Here is a 16,677-nt window from a genome sequence, read left to right as displayed (position 1 = left end):
TTGGTAGTGCACGTAACGTATAACCAATAAAAGCGAGCCTCTCATGTTAAAGATGATCTCAAGGCCGGCGGTTAAGCTGGTCGAGCGTTATTTGCCTGACCCGTATATTTTCGTTCTCCTCCTCACCATTATTGCCGCCGTCGCGGCGATTGCCGTTGAACGCCAGACGCCACTGGCCGTCATGCGGATGTGGGGTGATGGATTTTGGAACCTTCTTACCTTCTCGATGCAGATGCTGCTGGTGCTGGTGACCGGCTTTATGCTGGCAAGCTCACCCCCCGTTAAGCGCCTGCTGCAAAAAATCGCCAGCTTCGCGAACACCCCCGGCGGTGCGATTTTGCTGGTGACGTATGTCTCGCTTATCGCCAGCTGGATCAACTGGGGCTTCGGCCTGGTGGTGGGCGCGCTGTTCGCCAAAGAGCTCGCCAAGCTGATTAAAGTCGACTACCGCCTGCTGGTTGCCAGTGCCTACTCGGGCTTTGTGATCTGGCACGGGGGGTTGGCGGGCTCTATCCCTCTGACCATTGCCACCGACGGCCACTTTACTGCAGACCAGATCGGCGTGATCGGCACCGGCTCTACCATTTTTGCCTTCTTCAACTTGGCGATTGTGGCGTGCCTGTTTATCGTCATGCCGCTGGTTAACCGCATGATGCTGCCGGACGAGAAAGACAGCGTCTACGTTGAACGCGACCAGCTAGAAGACGCCACCGATGAGCAAGGTCCTATGCGCATTACCCGCCCGGCAGAGCGTATGGAAAACAGCGTTATTCTCGCTTGGATGGTGGGGATCCCGGGGCTTATCTTCCTGCTCGACCACTTCTTGCTACGCGGCGGTGGCCTGAACCTGAACGTGGTTAACTTCATGTTCCTGTTCTTAGCCATTGTGCTCCACCGCACGCCGCGTAGCCTTTTGACCAGTTTGCACGAAGCGGTCAAAGGCGGTGCCGGCATCGTCATCCAGTTCCCGTTCTACGCCGGCATCATGGCGATTATGATTCAGTCAGGGCTCGCCGCCAGCATGTCGGAATGGCTGGTCTCGTTTGCCACCGAGACGTCGCTGCCGTTCTGGACATTTCTTAGCGCCGGTATCGTCAACCTGTTCGTACCCTCCGGCGGCGGCCAGTGGGCGGTGCAGGCGCCGGTGATGTTGCCCGCTGCTGAAGCACTGGGCGCGGATGTCTCGCGTATCGCCATGGCGGTCGCCTGGGGCGATGCCTGGACCAACCTGTTGCAGCCGTTCTGGGCGCTGCCGGTGCTGGCCATTGCCGGGCTAAAAGCCAAAGACATTATGGGCTTTTGCTTGGTGCAGCTATTCATCACCGGTGCGATCATTTCCGTAGGCTTAGTGTGGTTCTAAACGCTCACTCAGTGAGAGTACGCCGCGCTCACGGTAAAAGCCGTGGGCGTTGCCGTTAGGGTGGCCGGCTTTTAAATCGCCACCTACCGCAATGGGAGTTTTCATGTCCTCTTCCAACGATGCCCATGACGCACCGCTGCCGGGACAACGCGATCTTTCCATGACCGTGCTAATGACGCCGGACATGGCCAACTTCAGCGGTAAGGTTCACGGCGGCGCGATTCTCAAAAAGCTCGATGAAGTCGCTTTTGCCTGCGCCAGCCGCTACTCGGGCCACTACGTGGTTACGCTCTCGGTGGATCAGGTGCTGTTTAAGCAACCCATTCACGTGGGGGAGTTGGTGACATTTCTCGCCTGCGTCAACCACGTCGGGCGATCTTCTATGGAAGTCGGCGTCAAAGTGGTGGCGGAAGATATTCGTCAAAAGGTCATCCGCCATACCAATAGCTGCTATCTCAGCATGGTCGCGGTAGATGGGGACGGAAAACCAGCGCGCGTACCGCCGCTTAGTTTAGAAACGCCGCTGCAAAAGCTGCGTTTTGAAAAGGCTGCACTGCGCAAGAAACTGCGCAAACAAGCCGAGCGAGAAGAGCTTTTGACGCAACAGCAACACGAAGCATCGAGCTAAACGCGCGTCTTGATATTAAGACGGTCCGTTACAAAGACTCCCCGTGGCGCAAAACGACTCGCGACACGGGGACTGGCAAATTTAGCTTGCCGCTTCCTGAACGGCTTCGCCGCCCTCTTCCACGTCTTGCCCCATGCCGGCCATGGTATTGCAACCACTTAGTGCGCCCATGGCCAATAGCGCGATAAAGCTGCCTGCAAGGGCTTTTTTCATGTTGAATCGTTTCATTACTCTCTCCTTCCCTTCTCACGTTTCATCAATTAAAAATTGATCGGCGCCGTTCATGGCTGACTTTATCCAAAACGTGCGTTATCTCAGCGTAACAGCAATAATAGTTTTACGCTCATTAAGGCTGCTATGCTCATGCTTCACGCCAGAACAAAGGAATCTAGCATGAACGATATCGCCTTGGATGAGCGCTTGGAAGCGGGCACCTTCCCGGTGACCGAACTACCGCTATGCCGGGTGCTGTTAATGGACGACACACGCTTTACCTGGGTGGTGCTGGTGCCCCGCCAACCCAATGTAAGCGAAGTGTTCGAGCTTAGCGCTGATGATCAAACGCAGCTCTGGCGAGAAGCCGGCGCGCTAGCCGACGCCATGAAAGAGGGGTTTGAGGGCGACAAAATGAACATTGCCACCCTCGGCAACGTGGTCAGCCAGCTACATATCCATATCATCGTGCGCCACCATAGCGACGCCGCCTGGCCCGGCCCGGTATGGGGCGTGGGCGAGCCGATATCGTATGACCTTGAGCACCAAGGCGACGTGCGCGACAGGTTATTAGCGCTAATTGAAGGGCTCGACCTAGACCCCGAGAACAACGTTTAGCCTCTTAACGGATTACCTTCTTGCCGCGTAGCCGGCTCGTTGAGCAGCGGCATGCCGCTAGGCTGCGCGGCCCCCGTCAGACTTAGCGATACGCCCAGCGCAACAATCACCACGCCTCCGGTCAGCGCTAGCCAAGCGGCAATTTTGTGTCCGCGCTGGCGTTGGCGCTGACTTACCAACCGCCGTTTGGCCCAATCACGAGCAAAGACCGTCGCCAACGCCAATGCTGACACCGTCAGTCCCGTCCCTAACGACATCGCCACCACGGCCGCTATGCCCAACATAAACTGCCCCAGCAGGCTCGCCGCGCCAAGCATCAAGACCGCACCACTACACGGGCGCATGCCGATGGAAACCACCGTCATTATCGCCGTGCGCCAATCCAAGGCGTTCGCCGGAGCGATATGATGGGCGTTACCGCAGCCACATGACGCATCGTGTTGGTGGTGGTCATGTTGATGCGTGTGTTCATGGTGATGATGGAACTGATGGGTAGTGGAGTGATCATGCGCTTGCGCACTCGGCAAGCGGTACGCCGCGTAAAGCTGCTTGAGGGCGCGAACACAGAGCCAAACACCGAGCAGAGCCACGAGCAAAAAGCTCGCTTGCTCCACCACCGTGACGCTCCCCATGGCCTGTCTCGTGACCCAACCCAGCGCGTGCACCAGCACCACCACCAGCGCGATAGCGGTTACCCCTTGCAGCATCGAGGCGGCAAACGAAAGCCCCAGCGCCCGGCGCGTCGCGCCACCGTGGGAGGCAAGGTACGTTGCCAATACGGCTTTACCGTGCCCCGGGCCTGCCGCGTGGAACACGCCATAGCCAAAGCTAACGCCGATCAGCATCATCCAGGTCGCGGCGGAGGGTGTTTGGGAAAGCTCGGTGATCGTCAGTGTCAGCGCGCGGTGCAAGTCACGCTGCCAGCTCAAAAGCTGATAGCTCAGCACCTGAAAGGCACCGGATAACGCGGCGTAGGCCAGCACCGCCAGAAGCGCAGCCAGCCCTACCGCCACAATGCATTGACGCCAGCTTAACGACACGCCACCACCCCCGTTTCAGCAAAATGCCGCCCAAGCCCAGGCTCTCCCGATTCATCTTTATCCAACATTGTCGCACGCATGATGAGCTCAGGGTCCGGGTCGGCAGGCTCGACGCTTAACGAGCACTCGCGCTCACCGTGCAGCGTAAGCGCGTCATCACGGATGATATTATCTTCCGCTTCGTGCACCACTTCCAGATAATAGGTCGGGTCAAAAACTTGATACGTTAGCTCGTTCTCTTCTAACGGCTGCGGTTCCGCCAACGGCAGCCGAAACATAAAATGTAACCGCCCATTTCGCGCCAAGGCGGTGTAATTGGTTACTTCGCCAAGTGCCTGACGCTCGCCGTTAAGCCGCACCTCGGTAAAGTAGTGCTGGGCCGCTACATTGTCGCGAATTTCATGACCGAGTTGGTCCAATTCTTCGTCTAAGTTTGCCTCCTCCCCCCGTGAAAGTTCCTCCAACACCACAAGACTATAGAAAGGGTCCATTCGCCACGTTTGGTGTAGCGCCGTGGCGTTGCCGTCAGCATCCGTGACGACCTCCACGCTCAGGTCAATCCAGCCATGTGGGTGCGCCAAGGCAGCGCTCGGCAGCGCGCTTGCTAGCATGCCACTCATCCACCACATCAGCCCTCGGGCTAACCAGCGTGTTCTCACGTTTTGCGTTACGCTCTTCATAAGACGTTCTCTCGCCTACTAATGCCTTGCGATCATGATGGAGTCCCGATGCACCTTCTACTCTGCCCCGACAGTTTTAAAGATGCGCTAAGCGGCCAGATGGCCGCCGAGGCGATGGCACGCGGAATACAACGCGCCGCGCCCCACGCGCAGGTCGATCTGTGCCCATTGGCGGACGGCGGCGAAGGCAGCCTTGCAGCGTTGATTGCCGCCACCGGCGCCGAGCGGCGCACTGCTCACGTGCATGACGCACTAGGCCGACCTGCCCAGGCCGCTTGGGGCTGGCTTGGGGAGGAGCGTACCGCGTTTATCGAGCTAGCAGAAGCCAGTGGGCTACAGTCGCTTAACGCCAACGAGCGCGATGCCCGCGCCACCACCACCTATGGCGTCGGCGAGCTGTTTCGTGAAGCCCTGGATGCTGGCGCCGAGAAAGCCCTGTTGCTGCTTGGCGGCAGCGCCACCAACGATGCCGGCGCCGGCATGTTGGCAGCCCTTGGCACCAAACTTTTGGATCGCGACAACCAGCCGCTCGCCCCCGGCGGGGCGGCATTAGCCGGCCTGCACTCGCTCGATTTTAGCGAATTCGACTCGCGCCTTGCGCGCCTTCATGTGGAAGCTGCCGTCGACGTCGATAATCCGCTACTCGGCAGCCACGGCGCAAGCGCCGTATTTGGCCCACAGAAAGGCGCCACCCCCGAACACGTCGCTGAGCTCGACCGTGCGCTTGCTCATTTTGCCGAAATAACCGCGCACACTTTAGGCGAGGATCACCGTGCGTTGCCCGGTGCGGGGGCTGCTGGCGGCATGGGCTTTGCCGCACGCGCCTTTTTCTCCGCCACGCTCAAGCCCGGCATCGAGCTCATTATGCAGCAGGCCGATATGTCGCGCCGACTGGAACGCACGGATCTTGTCATCACCGGCGAAGGCCGCCTCGATGGTCAAAGCCTTGGCGGAAAAACGCCGATTGGCGTCGCCCGCGCCGCGCGCAAGGCAGGCAAGCCGGTCGTTTTGCTTACGGGCAGCCTAGGCGACGGCTGGGAAGCCTGCTACGCCGAGGGCGTGACCGCCGCGTTTGCGCTCGCCGACGGCCCAATCTCGCTCGACGATGCCGTCGCGCGCACCGCCCCGCTGCTGGAAGCACGTTGCGAGAGTTTAATTCGGCTGTGGCAGGCAGCAGGCTCTTGAAAAGCCCCGTCGCTGACAGCATAAAGGACTTATTGTTTAAGGTGATGCGCTAACACTATAAGCGCCATATAAACGTTCTTTTTCCTAGCGTCGCTCAGAACCTCTATGCTTAATAACGCTAAGCTTAGAAAAGCTTTACTAAGATGCAGACGCACTCGCCGCCCCCAAGCGGCACTGACAAGGAGGCATGTATGACCGATACCAATAGCATTGGCCTACATTCTGGCAGCGCCAGCCAGCTCGCAGAAAAGCTCAACGACCTACTGGCCAACTATCAGATTTTTTACATGAATGTACGCGGCTACCACTGGAACGTAAAAGGCAGCAATTTCTTTGAGCTGCACGCCAAGTTTGAAGAGCTCTACACCGATCTGCTGACCAAAGTGGATGAAGTGGCCGAACGTATTCTAACCCTTGGCCATAAGCCGGTTCACGCGTACACCGATTACGTGAAACTTTCCCGCATTCAAGAAGATAAAGACGTTCAAGACGGCGAAGCCTGTGTAAAGGGCGTGCTCCAAGGCTATCAGGCGCTGATTGAACTACAGCGTGAATTGCTGGCGTTGGCCTCCGATGCTGATGACGAAGGCACCGCAGCCCAAGCAGGCGACTACATCCGCGAGCAGGAAAAAACGGTGTGGATGCTTAACGCCTATCTAGGTAAATAACGCCTCGCTAGGAACATAATGCTAAGCCGGTAACGCGCAAAACGGCGCCTCCCAAGAGGCGCCGTTTCTTTGCATTACACTATTTTGGGTTTGTACGAAAAGTTGGCGAGCGAAGGCTAGACAAGGCAAAAATCAACGAAAAAGCGGAGTTTACAAAGTGTAAATGAGCATTTTGAGATGATTTTTAACGCCGTATTGGCGAGCGCAGACAGTTTTCGTCAAACCCTAGCGTGCTGTGGCAGCCAGTAGCGCTGAAAGCATGTGCCAAAATTCCGTGACCGACGCAAGCTCCACCCGCTCATCCGGTGAGTGGGCACCACGGATCGACGGCCCAAACGAGATCATGTCCAGGTGCGGGTACTTGCTGCCGATAATGCCGCATTCAAGTCCTGCATGGATCACCTTAACGCCGGCGTCACGGCCCAAAAGCGCTTGATGTTGCGCCTTAAACGCGGCCAGAAGCTCGCCCTTGGGGTTGGGCACCCAGCCAGGGTAGCCGTGCTCGGCTTTTGCCCGTGCGCCCATCAAGCCAAACAACGCTTGAAAGCGATCGACCATGGCCTCAACGGCGCTATCGTGAAGCGAGCGCACCAGCGCGCAGAGATGAAAACGCCCTGCTTCTAGACTTAATACACCTAGATTGTTCGAGGTATCGACCACGCCGGGCACATCCGCGCTCATGCGCTCCACCCCACAGGGAGCGGCGTGGAGCGTTGCCACCAGCATGGCACTGGCATCACGATTCAAGGCTTCGCCTTCAAAATGCGCAGGTTCTGCCGACAACTGCAGGCCGCTATCGGTGCTGCCGAGTTCGCGTTTCAGCGTTTGCTCGAGTTGGTTGACCGTCACGACGGCTGCCTCGACGGTGTCGGCGGGCAGCAACAACGTGGCAAACGCCTCGCGAGGGATGGCGTTACGCAACGTGCCACCCGCGTAGTCGCCAAGCCGTGCCCCTAGCGGCTCCAGCGCGCGCAGCACCCTAATCAGCAGGCGGTTGGCATTGCCCAGCGGTTGGTGGATATCCATCCCCGAGTGGCCACCCTTCAGCCCGGTAAGCGCCACACGCAAGCCGCGCTCGTCATCGCTGACCTCACTGGTGGGCAGCTGGGCATCCACCACCACGTCGCTGCCGCCAGCGCAGCCGATGTATACCTCGCCGCGCTCTTCGGAGTCCAGGTTGATCAGTCGCTCGCCTTCAAGCCAGCCTGCTGCCAGGTTCAGCGCGCCGCCCATTGAGGTTTCCTCTTCCAGGGTAAACAGCGCTTCCAGCGGGCCGTGGGTTAACGTTTTATCTTCCAACACGGCCAATGCCGCCGCCACGCCGAGACCGTTGTCCGCGCCGAGCGTAGTGCCATCGGCGTGCAGCCAGCCATCTTCGACATACGTGCGAATGGGGTCGCGGCTGAAGTCGTGCTCAGTGCCTGCATTGGCCTGCGCGACCATATCCAAATGCCCTTGCAGAATCACCCCAGGCGCCTTTTCGCTGCCGGGCGAAGCAGGCTTTTTGATTCGCAGGTTGCCAAAGGCGTCGCGATCATGCGCAAGGCCCTGTGCATCGGCCCACGCCTCCAGCATTGCCACCAACGCCGCCTCTTCACCAGATGGGCGCGGTGTATTGCACAAAGCACGAAAATGGCGCCATAGCGGCGCCGGGTCGAGCGCTTCAAGATGTTCGTTCATGACAACTCCAAAAAATTCACCCGGCCACTTTACCGCCATGGCGCTAGCACCGCTAGAGCAGCGCCGCCACCGCTTGGCGTAGCGCCACAACGGCGGCCTTGTGGCCTTTTTCCAGCGGCCGATTTTGAAACGCCCAGCCGACAAGGGCGACAAGCGCTGCCTGTTGTTCGCGCGTTAGCGCTTGTTGGGCGGCGATAACCGAAAACGCTTGCAACGCGGCCCGAGCTAAACGCGGGTCGCGCTTGGCATAGGCCACATCCTCGACATCTTGTCGCTGCGACTCACTCAGCGTCAGTCGCGGCCAACCTTTCAGTAGCTGGACCAGTACACCAGCGGGCAGTTCGCGTAGCTCAAACGCCAGCAGGTTGAAAAGCGCCTCTTGAAAGCGCTGACGCAGCTCGGCCAGCACGCGCTCGCCACGGGGGTTAAGCGCCTTGGTCACCATGACAGCGAACTCGCCGGTGGCCGTATCGCGCGCAATCCCCAGCCGCACCGGCATAAAACCGGCCTGGCGCCAGAAGCGAACAAGCCCCGCCTCGGCCCCGAACGTGGCCCCGAAAAGATCAATGCCCTCGTCGCGGGCAGCCGCCATTTCCGCCGTCAACAGCGCCTGGCCATTGCCATGACGTCGCGCGTCAGGGTGAACGGCGATCCGCGTGACCCGGCGCCAGCGGGCAGTTAAAGCGCGGCGACACCCCCCATGCGCGGCCAACGACTGCGCCAGTAAGTGCCCCTGAGGGCGGCGCTCGCCACGAGCAACCTGCTCGGCAAGCTCAGACGTAAACCCACCTTCGCTGCGGGTGACCACTACGCCCTGCGGGGCATGAATTGACCCATGAACGCGAATCTGCGTGGCGGGGCCATCCAGCAGCTGACGCACATCCGCAGGCGTGGTGCGATAATGAGACTGCACCAGCAGCCCAAAGAGTGCGTTTAGCGCGGTTTCATCCTGAGCGAGCGCTGCTTGCGTGACGCGACAAGACGGGCCGACGTCATTGACTCGCGGCGGTAGCGGCGCCTTGAGCAGCAGAAGACGGTTGAGCGTGGCCTCCAACGGATCACCTTCGCGCCAGCGCACGGGGGTGTTTAGCGTTAGCTCGCGCCACTGCGGCGTATAACGGTCAAGCTGGTCGCGAAAGCGCAGTGCAAAGCCGCGTCCGGAGCCTTCGTAGCCGTGTACCGTCGTCGCAAAGGCGATCCGTGGAAAGGCTTGCAGCCAGCGGCCGAGCAGCACCGCAGGAATGGCGGCGGCTTCATCCACCAGCAAATAGCTGCCATCGCCGCCGAGTTCAGCGCGCTCAACGCTGGCACTCAGCGCATCCGGCGCGATAAACGCCACGCGCTGGCCACTCGCCAGGCGCACTTCATGGGGCGAGGGCCGCTCACTCTGCGGGCAAAGCGTCGCCAAGCACTCAAAAAGTGGCGCCACGGCAGCCGGGCGCGGCGCGGTCACCCAAATCGTTGCAATGCCTTTATCCAGCAGCCGCGCGCAAGCGATGCCGAGCGCCGCGCTTTTCCCACGGCCGCGGTCCGCGGTGATAACCAGCGGGCGGCGACGCTTAAGCCCGGCGAGCATTGCCACTGCCCGGGCTTGATCGCGCGTAAGGCAGTCCGCATCCGGCGGCGGTGCTGGCCGCTGAGCGCTGGGGGGTAAGCGCGGCAAGTGCACACCCTCGCCGACTCGCCAGTGGATGACGCTCACGTCAGCACGCAACAAACGGGCAAGCCGGGCTAAGTAGTGAGACGTCAGCGATACCCAGGCGTAAGGGTAATCCGCCATGCGGCGATAATCGCGATCTGGCGCGCTGCCCCAGTCGCACGGGGTGATCAGCACCAACAAGCCACCGGCCATCAGCGTGCCGCCGAGCGCGCCGAGCGCATCCGGGTCAAATCCGCCGCTTATGGCATCGTAAACAATGAGTTGATGCTCTTGGCCGAGCCGCGTGCGCGCTTGCGAGACGGGCAGAGCAGGCTCGCAAAGGGGGTGCTCCCCCACCCACAGTGGTGCCTGCCACGCGTGGGCGTGCCAAAGAGTGCGTGCCTCGCGGCGTGCGTGCTCCGGGTCACCCTGAAGCCACAGCCACTGCCGCCAGCCACGCCGTTTAAGCCGTTGCGTGTGCATAAGCACGGCGCTAAGCGCGCGGGATAAAGGAGATGCTGATTTAACGTGCGTCATCATATCGCACCTGAAACCAGGCAGATCGGTTACGACTTTGGTTGTAAAAATGCAGATTTTTCAACGCTTTATTCCCATTTTTCGCCGTGCGGGCCGTCACTATCGATGCGTAACTTCATGATAAAAATCATTTTTTAAATAATTTCCGGCGCGCATTGGCGTTGACCGCCGTTTTTTACTGATATTGCGCTGCAACCGGACGTCTGTGCTAGGTTGTTTCTGCAACAGCAAGCAAAACTTACGTTAACGTAAACTTTGCTTGCCTAAAAAGGCGCTACACTAGGGTAGGAGGGCCGTCGTCGTAGTTAATCATCGATGACAACCCGTTACCCAATAACGCTAAACGCCAACCTCATCAGGAAGTTAAAAATGACAAAGATGACCAAATTTGCCGTTACCGGTCTTGCTGCCGGCATCGCCCTCGCCGCGCTTTCCACTACCGCACATGCCCAGGAACAGTGGACCATGACCACCACCTGGCCGGATAACCTGGATTTGATCAAAATCGACCAGCACTGGGTCGAATTGGTTAACAAGCTCGCCGGCGAAGAACTGCAGATCAACTTCCGCGCTGGCGGCACGCTGATGCCCGGCAGCGAGGTGTTTGACGCTACCCAAACCGGCGCCATTCAAGCCTCAGGCGATTGGCCAGGCTATTGGGCAGGCCTTAGCCCCGCATTCTCGCCGCTCGCCACCACCACCAGCCTGTTCAACGGCGTTGACTACCTCAACTGGATTCAGCAGTGGGGCGGCTTTGAGCTCTACCAGGAAGTCTACGGCAACTACAATATGGTGTACCTGCCCTACGGTATTACTAACAACGAATCCGGCTTTATGGGCAACACCCCCATCGAAAGCATCGCCGATCTCGAAGGCAAGCGCCTGCGTCTCTCGGGCCGTGACCAAGGTCGCGTGTTAGAGAAACTTGGCGGCTCGCAGGTGACACTCGCCGGTGGCGAAGTGTACCAAGCGATTGAGCGGGGCGTGATCGACGCCGGTGAATTCTCCACGCCAGGCGTCGACTACAATGCCGGCTTCTCCGAAGTCGCCGATTACTGGTCAACGCCGGGTTGGCACCAATCCGCCAGCGTCTTCGGCGTCATGATCAACAAAGATGCGTGGGACGAACTGCCCGAAGAAACTCAGGAAACGCTGAAAATCGCCGCCGACGCTACCATGGCGTGGTCGCTGGCGTGGTCAGAGCGTCAGTCCACCGAAGCCACGGTGAAGTTCCAAGAAGACGGCGTTGAAATCACCTCACTCGACGAAGCCGATCTCGCGACCATTCAAGACGCGACCAACGAAGTGATTCTGCGCGGTGCCTGTGAAGACCCGATGCACGCAAAAGTCTATCACTCCATGATCAGCTACATGGAGCACTACGCTAACTGGCGTGATGTGACCGTGCCGTTCAACATGAGCCGCTCTATCGACAACTTGCCGTCGCTAGAAGAAATCGAAGCCTGCATGTAATCTGCCATCGTAACCGCCCCGACCCTTGCGTCGGGGCGGTTTTTTCGTCAAGCGCCTTCATTGAGAACCGGGAGACTTCCCATGCATGTGATCGCAAAAGCCATTGATTCGTTCAATGAGCTCTTTGGACGAATTGTGGCGCCTCTTATCGGGATCATCACCCTGATTGTGTTATATGACATCGCGATGCGCTTTTTCCTCGGGCGCCCCAGCGACTGGGCATTTGATGTCACTAAAATGCTATTCGGCGCTCACTTTATGCTCATGGCCGCCTACGGGTTACGTCATCACGCCCATGTGGAAGTCGATGTGTTAAAGCGGCTGCTATCACGCAAAAAGCAGGCGGTGTTGGAGCTTATCGGCTACGCGGTTTTTTTCGTGCCTTTTATCTGGCTGATGCTGACCTACGGCTGGGCCTTTTTCGAGCGCTCCATCAGCCGTGGCGAAACCACCTACGGTATGGTGGCGATTCCCGTTTACCCCGTGAAAGGCGTGATCGTGCTGGCCGCAGTATTGATCTTGCTGCAGGCCATTGCCGTCGTGCTGCGCGCTATTATTCAGCTGCGTGAGGAGAACCACGCATGAGTGCAGAATTACTCACCCTGGTGATGTTTGGTGGCCTACTGGTTGGCCTGTTTATGGGGCATCCGCTGGCGTTTGTGCTGGGTGGTGTGGCCGTGATTGGCGCCTTTCTAGGCCCAGGTACCAATACCCTCGGCATTATTATCAATAACGTCTACGGCAACGCCATGGACAACTACGTCCTGGTGGCGATTCCCCTGTTTATTTTGATGGCGCGCTTTCTGAACGACTCGGGCGTCACCGAGAAAATGTTCGACGCCATGCGCCTATTGCTCGCCAACCTACGCGGCGGGTTAGCGCTGACGGTGGTCGTGGTCTCGGTGCTACTCGCCGCTACCACGGGCATCGTCGGCGCCTCCATTGCGGTGATGGGCATGATTGCCCTGGTACCGATGTTGAAGTACGGCTACAACAAAGAGTTAAGCGCCGGTGTCATCATGGCAAGCGGCTGTTTGGGCATTTTGATTCCGCCCAGCATCATGCTGATTTTGATGGCGAGCTACTCACCCGTGTCGGTCGGCGCGCTGTTTGCTGGCGCATTAGTCCCCGGCTTAATGCTCGGCGTGATGTACGCGCTGTATGTGTTGATCATCTGCTTTGTGAAGCCCTCTTACGGCCCTAAAGTGCCGGCGGCAGAGCAGGCAGAAGTCAGCACCAAGGGGCTTTTGATCATGCTGGCGAAATACGTCGTACCGCCGATGTCATTGATTCTTGGCGTATTGGGGGCATTGTTTACCGGTATCGCGACAGCGACCGAAGCCTCGGCCATTGGCGTTTTCATCGCCTTTATCCTGTTTATGATCTTCGGTGACCGTAAGCTCTCCACCTGCTACAGCACGATGATCGAGGCGGGCAAAACCACCACCATGGTAATGCTGGTCTTGGTCGGCGCCACCGCGTTTACCGGGGTTTTCTCCCTTGGCGGCGGTATGACCGTGATCAGCGAACTCGTTCTCGCCATGCCCGGTGGCACCTTCGGCGCCCTGCTATTGATGCTCTTTTTGGTGTTTATTTTGGGCATGTTCCTCGACTGGACCGGGATCGTGCTGTTGAGTTTCCCGATCATGCTGCCCATTGTTGAGTCGATGGGCATCGATGTGCTGTGGTTCGTAGTGATGGTGGCCGTCGTGCTACAGACGTCCTTCCTCACACCGCCGTTTGGCTACGCGCTGTTCTACCTCAAAGGGGTGGCGCCGCCTGGGGTGGAAATCGTTGACCTCTACAAAGCGGTGGTTCCCTTTGTGGCGATCATTCTGTTCGCGTGCGCGCTGATGGCGTTTTTCCCTGCGCTGGTCACCGGCCTACCGGCGATACTGCTCAACTAGCCGACACCCTTCTGTTTTTGTGTCTCCCGCCTTCGCCTGCGTTATTCCAACGCAGGCGAAGGCCTTTTCATGCCGGTGCTTTGTACACGGTCAGCGCTCAAGTGATATTATTTGCGACTGATATTTCATCGCATTATTGCCGCGTTATGATCGCACGCCAGTCGCTTTTCAAGGAGGGGTCCCTTGTCCCATTCTGACAGTCGCGGGCTTTCCGCCCTCACCGAGCGCTTCTCTAACCGCGTCAATGTGTGGTCAGTGACGCTTTTTTTGATTGCGTTAATCGTGGCGCTTCCCGTCATTGTCATTTTTGCGCACATTTTTATGCCCACCGAGGGCGTTTGGCAGCATCTTGCCAGCACCGTGCTGCCGCGCTATTTAACCAATACGTTTTGGCTAGTGCTGATGGTGGGGATCGGCTCGCTGGTGATCGGCACCGGCACGGCGTGGCTGGTGGTGATGTGTCGCTTCCCCGGTAAACGCATTTTTGAGTGGGCGCTGCTTTTGCCGCTGGCAGTGCCGACTTATGTGATTGCTTACGCTTACACCGATTTTCTGCAAGTCGCCGGCCCCTTGCAGAGCCTTTTGCGCGACACTTTCGGCTGGGAGTATGGCGATTACTTTTTCCCCAATATTCGCTCGCTGGGTGGCGCGGCGGCGCTGATTACGCTGGTGCTCTACCCTTACGTCTACTTACTCGCGCGGGCGTCTTTTCTAGAGCAGTCAGTTTGCGTGCTGGATGTCGGCCGCACTTTGGGCCGCGGGCCTTGGCATCTGTTTGCCACGGTCGCGGTGCCGCTATCACGCCCGGCGTTGGTGGGCGGTGTGTCGCTAGTATTGATGGAGACACTCAACGAGTTTGGCGCGGTGCAGTATTTCGGGGTCGATACGTTCACGACAGGGATTTATCGTACCTGGTTCGGCCTGGGTGAGCCGGTCGCCGCCGCACAGCTCGCGGCTTGCCTGCTTACCTTTGTGGTCGCCCTGGTGCTTTTTGAACGCGCCTCGCGGGGCAAACGGCGCTACTTCCACAGCACCAACCGCTATCAACAGCTGCCGGAATATCCGCTCTATGGCTGGCGTGCGGCAAGTGCTCTAGTCGCCTGTTTGCTACCGGTACTCATCGGCTTTTTACTCCCGAGCGCGATTTTGCTGCAAATGGCCATCGCCGAGGGGGATTCGCTTTTCGGCACACGCTTTATCGGTTTTGCCTTCAACAGCCTTTCACTTGCCACCATTGCCGCTCTGCTCGCGGTGGGAATGGCGGTGCTTTTAAGCTATGGCGTGCGCATTCACAATACGCCGTTTGCGCGGGTCAGCTCGCGCATTGCGGCAATGGGCTACGCCATTCCTGGCTCGGTGGTCGCGGTGGGAATATTAATCCCCTTTGCTTGGCTGGATAACGCCATTAACACCTGGCTTCAAGCCAACTACGGCCACATCATCGGGCTGATTTTTAGCGGTTCGGCGTTCATTTTGATCTATGCCTATGTGGCGCGCTTTTTGGCGGTCTCGTTTAACGCGGTAGAGGCGAGCCTGGGCAAAGTTACACCAAGCATGGACGCCGCCGCGCGCACGCTGGGCCAAACGGCGGGCGGCACACTACGGCGCATCCATACCCCGCTGATGCGCAGCAGCTTATTGGCCGCCGGGATCTTGGTGTTTGTCGACGTGATGAAAGAACTACCGGCCACGATTATTTTGCGCCCGTTTAACTTCGATACGCTGGCTGTACGCGCGCACAACCTCGCCGCTGATGAGCGCCTAGCGGAGGCCTCAACGGCCTCGCTAGCGATTGTGGCGGTGGGGATTATCCCGGTGATTTTGTTAAGCGTTGCGATGCGACGTGCTCGCCCCGGCAGCAGCGCCAGGTGACGCAAAAACGAATACCTGGGACAGATCCAGGTGAATATCCACGGGCTGACCTTCGCCGGGAAGAAAAAGCCCCGGCACCCGGGCGTGCAGGTGCGCTTCGTCGCCCTGCTGACCGTGGGCGCACAGGTGAATCAGACTGGTACGGCCTAACAGCTTGGCCATAATCACATGGCTATGGTCGTGCGCACTGAGGTCTGCGTCGCACTCAGCAATCCGTAACGCCTCAGGGCGAATCATTACTTTCGCTTGGCTACCTTCCGGCAGCCAGCCGGCCTCGACGCTCCCTACCGGCGTCGCCACCTTGCCATTTTTTACCGTCCCATCGAGCTCATTCACTTCGCCAAAAAACGTCACCACAAAGGGGTCGTTAGGCGCGCAGTAAAGCTCTCGCGGCGTGCCCACTTGGATGATCTTGCCGTCGCGCATCAAGGCGATGCGGTCGGCCATAAACATCGCCTCTTCAGGGTCGTGGGTGACCAAAAGCGTTGCTGCGCCAACCTTTTTTAGCACGTGAAGGGTATCGTCACGGATTTGGTCGCGCAGGCGCGCGTCCAGGCTCGAAAACGGCTCATCCAGCAGCATGAGACGCGGTTCGGGGGCCAATGCCCGCGCTAGCGCCACGCGTTGCTGCTGCCCACCCGAGAGCATGTGCGGATAGGTATCCGTATAACGTGCCATGCCAAGCTGCTCTAACAGCTCTTTGGCGCGTTTACGCCGCTGAGGACCCGACAGCTTTTTGAGCCCAAACATCACGTTTTCCAGCACGGTTAGGTGAGGAAACAGCGCCGAATCCTGAAATGCCAGGCCCACATTGCGTTTCTCCGGCGGCATATGACGCTGCCCGGGTAGCGCAATCACGTCACCTTCAAGTGACACGCTGCCCTCTTGCAGCACTTCTAGCCCGGCCGCAATGCGCAGCAGGGTGGTTTTTCCGCACCCGGAAGGCCCTAATAAGCACACCACTTCGCCGGGCTCGACCTCCAAGTCGATGCCTTTTACTACGGTGTTGCCATCAAACGTATGGCACACGTTGTGCAGTGCCAGCGCATTGACTGGCGCTGCAACTTCCGCCGTATTCATCGTAACCGTCATGACACTCCGCCAATGAGAGAATTGAAAGCTATTCGCATTCTATTTTTTATTGGCCGCCAATGCACCTTTCTCGTCTTTACCGATA

Annotated in this window: 15 protein-coding genes; 9 read left to right on the top strand and 6 right to left on the bottom strand. The window is 58.6% G+C overall.

From position 1 onward, the window contains the following. The first annotated feature begins 43 nt into the window (after positions 1 to 43). Together HZS81_RS03705 and HZS81_RS03700 are read left to right on the top strand one after the other, a co-directional pair. Positions 44 to 1,360, top strand: coding sequence for a short-chain fatty acid transporter (locus tag HZS81_RS03705; RefSeq protein ID WP_179929209.1), 1,317 nt, complete (start codon positions 44 to 46; stop codon positions 1,358 to 1,360). 103 nt (positions 1,361 to 1,463) lie between these two features. Beyond that, positions 1,464 to 1,988, top strand: coding sequence for an acyl-CoA thioesterase (locus tag HZS81_RS03700; protein WP_179929208.1), 525 nt, complete (start codon positions 1,464 to 1,466; stop codon positions 1,986 to 1,988). 81 nt (positions 1,989 to 2,069) lie between these two features. Here HZS81_RS03700 and HZS81_RS03695 read toward each other — a convergent pair whose 3' ends face one another. After that, positions 2,070 to 2,201, bottom strand: coding sequence for an entericidin A/B family lipoprotein (locus tag HZS81_RS03695; protein ID WP_179929454.1), 132 nt, complete (start codon positions 2,199 to 2,201; stop codon positions 2,070 to 2,072). Between the two features lie 180 nt (positions 2,202 to 2,381). Between HZS81_RS03695 and HZS81_RS03690 the strand changes: the two genes are divergently transcribed. Beyond that, positions 2,382 to 2,819 carry an HIT domain-containing protein gene (locus HZS81_RS03690; RefSeq protein ID WP_179929207.1) on the top strand — a complete coding sequence of 146 codons (438 nt, stop codon included), beginning with the start codon at positions 2,382 to 2,384 and terminating at the stop codon, positions 2,817 to 2,819. Here the strand turns inward: HZS81_RS03690 and HZS81_RS03685 are convergent. Both HZS81_RS03685 and HZS81_RS03680 read right to left on the bottom strand, forming a co-directional pair. Next, positions 2,816 to 3,859: a nickel/cobalt transporter gene (locus HZS81_RS03685; protein WP_179929206.1), complete on the bottom strand. Its 1,044-nt coding sequence runs from the start codon at positions 3,857 to 3,859 to the stop codon at positions 2,816 to 2,818. The genes HZS81_RS03690 and HZS81_RS03685 overlap by 4 nt on opposite strands. Beyond that, positions 3,850 to 4,488, bottom strand: coding sequence for a DUF1007 family protein (locus HZS81_RS03680; RefSeq protein WP_422141485.1), 639 nt, complete (start codon positions 4,486 to 4,488; stop codon positions 3,850 to 3,852). Before HZS81_RS03680 ends, HZS81_RS03685 begins: the two co-directional genes overlap by 10 nt. A 99-nt stretch (positions 4,489 to 4,587) precedes the next feature. Here HZS81_RS03680 and HZS81_RS03675 point away from each other — a divergent pair, with 99 nt between their 5' ends. Both HZS81_RS03675 and HZS81_RS03670 read left to right on the top strand, forming a co-directional pair. Next, the gene (locus tag HZS81_RS03675) at positions 4,588 to 5,724 is read left to right on the top strand and encodes a glycerate kinase family protein (protein ID WP_179929205.1); all 1,137 of its coding nucleotides are present in this window, start codon (positions 4,588 to 4,590) and stop codon (positions 5,722 to 5,724) included. A 191-nt stretch (positions 5,725 to 5,915) separates the two neighbouring features. Then, positions 5,916 to 6,392 (top strand): Dps family protein, encoded by a 477-nt coding sequence (locus HZS81_RS03670; RefSeq protein WP_179929204.1) that lies wholly within the window; start codon positions 5,916 to 5,918, stop codon positions 6,390 to 6,392. A 225-nt stretch (positions 6,393 to 6,617) separates the two neighbouring features. Here the strand turns inward: HZS81_RS03670 and HZS81_RS03665 are convergent, their stop codons facing one another. Both HZS81_RS03665 and HZS81_RS03660 read right to left on the bottom strand, forming a co-directional pair. Beyond that, positions 6,618 to 8,072: an aminoacyl-histidine dipeptidase gene (locus HZS81_RS03665; protein WP_179929203.1), complete on the bottom strand. Its 1,455-nt coding sequence runs from the start codon at positions 8,070 to 8,072 to the stop codon at positions 6,618 to 6,620. Between the two features lie 52 nt (positions 8,073 to 8,124). Then, entirely contained in the window at positions 8,125 to 10,251 is a 2,127-nt protein-coding gene (locus HZS81_RS03660) for a tRNA(Met) cytidine acetyltransferase TmcA (RefSeq protein WP_241697355.1), read from the bottom strand. A gap of 366 nt (positions 10,252 to 10,617) precedes the next feature. On the opposite strand from HZS81_RS03660, the gene dctP reads away from it, so the two are divergent. The 4 genes from dctP to HZS81_RS03640 all read left to right on the top strand — a co-directional run bounded on the left by dctP (position 10,618) and on the right by HZS81_RS03640 (position 15,500). Beyond that, on the top strand, positions 10,618 to 11,721 hold the full coding sequence (dctP, locus tag HZS81_RS03655) for a TRAP transporter substrate-binding protein DctP (RefSeq protein ID WP_179929202.1): 1,104 nt from the start codon (positions 10,618 to 10,620) through the stop codon (positions 11,719 to 11,721). 81 nt (positions 11,722 to 11,802) lie between these two features. Further along, a complete protein-coding gene (locus HZS81_RS03650) occupies positions 11,803 to 12,306 on the top strand; it encodes a TRAP transporter small permease subunit (RefSeq protein WP_179929201.1) in 504 nt (167 codons plus the stop codon). Then, a complete protein-coding gene (locus HZS81_RS03645) occupies positions 12,303 to 13,628 on the top strand; it encodes a TRAP transporter large permease (RefSeq protein ID WP_179929200.1) in 1,326 nt (441 codons plus the stop codon). The genes HZS81_RS03650 and HZS81_RS03645 overlap by 4 nt, the downstream gene beginning before the upstream one ends. A 183-nt stretch (positions 13,629 to 13,811) precedes the next feature. Continuing rightward, positions 13,812 to 15,500 (top strand): ABC transporter permease, encoded by a 1,689-nt coding sequence (locus tag HZS81_RS03640; RefSeq protein ID WP_179929199.1) that lies wholly within the window; start codon positions 13,812 to 13,814, stop codon positions 15,498 to 15,500. On the opposite strand, the gene HZS81_RS03635 is transcribed toward HZS81_RS03640, so the two are convergent. Next, positions 15,453 to 16,592 carry an ABC transporter ATP-binding protein gene (locus HZS81_RS03635; protein WP_179929198.1) on the bottom strand — a complete coding sequence of 380 codons (1,140 nt, stop codon included), beginning with the start codon at positions 16,590 to 16,592 and terminating at the stop codon, positions 15,453 to 15,455. The genes HZS81_RS03640 and HZS81_RS03635 overlap by 48 nt on opposite strands. Between the last annotated feature and the right edge of the window lie 85 nt (positions 16,593 to 16,677).

Source organism: Vreelandella salicampi, from assembly GCF_013415105.1.
GTDB classification, from domain to species: domain Bacteria; phylum Pseudomonadota; class Gammaproteobacteria; order Pseudomonadales; family Halomonadaceae; genus Vreelandella; species Vreelandella salicampi.
The sequence above is the reverse complement of the archived record's forward strand: the minus strand, read 5'-3'. Positions and strand labels throughout refer to the sequence as shown.

Bases quoted from the DNA above. Each gene is read 5' to 3' on its own strand.
- HZS81_RS03705 (WP_179929209.1), top strand. From the start codon at position 44: ATGTTAAAGATGATCTCAAGGCCGGCGGTTAAGCTGGTCGAGCGTTAT.
- HZS81_RS03700 (WP_179929208.1), top strand. From the start codon at position 1,464: ATGTCCTCTTCCAACGATGCCCATGACGCACCGCTGCCGGGACAACGC.
- HZS81_RS03695 (WP_179929454.1), bottom strand. From the start codon at position 2,201: ATGAAAAAAGCCCTTGCAGGCAGCTTTATCGCGCTATTGGCCATGGGC.
- HZS81_RS03690 (WP_179929207.1), top strand. From the start codon at position 2,382: ATGAACGATATCGCCTTGGATGAGCGCTTGGAAGCGGGCACCTTCCCG.
- HZS81_RS03680 (WP_422141485.1), bottom strand. From the start codon at position 4,488: ATGTGGTGGATGAGTGGCATGCTAGCAAGCGCGCTGCCGAGCGCTGCC.
- HZS81_RS03675 (WP_179929205.1), top strand. From the start codon at position 4,588: ATGCACCTTCTACTCTGCCCCGACAGTTTTAAAGATGCGCTAAGCGGC.
- HZS81_RS03670 (WP_179929204.1), top strand. From the start codon at position 5,916: ATGACCGATACCAATAGCATTGGCCTACATTCTGGCAGCGCCAGCCAG.
- HZS81_RS03665 (WP_179929203.1), bottom strand. From the start codon at position 8,072: ATGAACGAACATCTTGAAGCGCTCGACCCGGCGCCGCTATGGCGCCAT.
- HZS81_RS03660 (WP_241697355.1), bottom strand. From the start codon at position 10,251: ATGATGACGCACGTTAAATCAGCATCTCCTTTATCCCGCGCGCTTAGC.
- dctP (WP_179929202.1), top strand. From the start codon at position 10,618: ATGACAAAGATGACCAAATTTGCCGTTACCGGTCTTGCTGCCGGCATC.
- HZS81_RS03650 (WP_179929201.1), top strand. From the start codon at position 11,803: ATGCATGTGATCGCAAAAGCCATTGATTCGTTCAATGAGCTCTTTGGA.
- HZS81_RS03645 (WP_179929200.1), top strand. From the start codon at position 12,303: ATGAGTGCAGAATTACTCACCCTGGTGATGTTTGGTGGCCTACTGGTT.
- HZS81_RS03635 (WP_179929198.1), bottom strand. From the start codon at position 16,592: ATGACGGTTACGATGAATACGGCGGAAGTTGCAGCGCCAGTCAATGCG.